This is a genomic window from Paenibacillus paridis, assembly GCF_006345825.1.
Classification (GTDB): domain Bacteria; phylum Bacillota; class Bacilli; order Paenibacillales; family Paenibacillaceae; genus Pristimantibacillus; species Pristimantibacillus paridis.
On record NZ_VCIX01000025.1, the window covers coordinates 1 to 565 of the forward strand.

At 43.6% G+C, this 565-nt stretch carries 1 protein-coding gene; it reads left to right on the top strand.

Annotated features, from left to right (window positions below):
- The first annotated feature begins 29 nt into the window (after positions 1 to 29).
- Complete coding sequence (locus tag FJQ58_RS00305) at positions 30 to 431, top strand: mechanosensitive ion channel family protein (protein WP_476641259.1); 402 nt, start codon at positions 30 to 32, stop codon at positions 429 to 431.
- Positions 432 to 565: the final 134 nt, after the last annotated feature.

Below are 565 nucleotides of genomic sequence, written 5' to 3' on the forward strand. Positions count from 1 at the left end.
TAGTAAAGGATATTATTACAGGCTTCTTCATTGTCCTTGAGGACCAGTTCGGTGTCGGAGACGTCATTCAAACCGGACAATTTAAAGGTACGGTCGAAATGATCGGTCTGAGAACCACTCGGGTGCAAAGCTGGACAGGAGAAATACATATCATCCCTAATGGAATGATTAATCAGGTAACGAATTTTTCCATTAATAATACCGTTGCTGTAGTTGATATATTAGTTGCGCATGAAGAGGATGTAGATCGTGCTCTAGATATCATCCGCTATACGATGGTAAGCACGCAGGATGATAATCTCATTAGTGCTCCCGAGGTGCTAGGTGTTCAATCCATTGCTGCTACAGGCGTAACGGTNCGTAACGGTACGTGTTATAGCGGAATGCAGGCCCAATACGCATCATGCCGTTTCACGGAAGCTCAATATTGAGATAAAGAAGGCTTTGGATGCAAGCGGAATAGAAATTCCCTATCCAAGAATAGTCACGTACCAACGTAATGAAAAGGGAGGCAGTAGAGATGGAGCGTAAACAGTTTGAGCTAGGCGACGTTGTTCAAATGAAA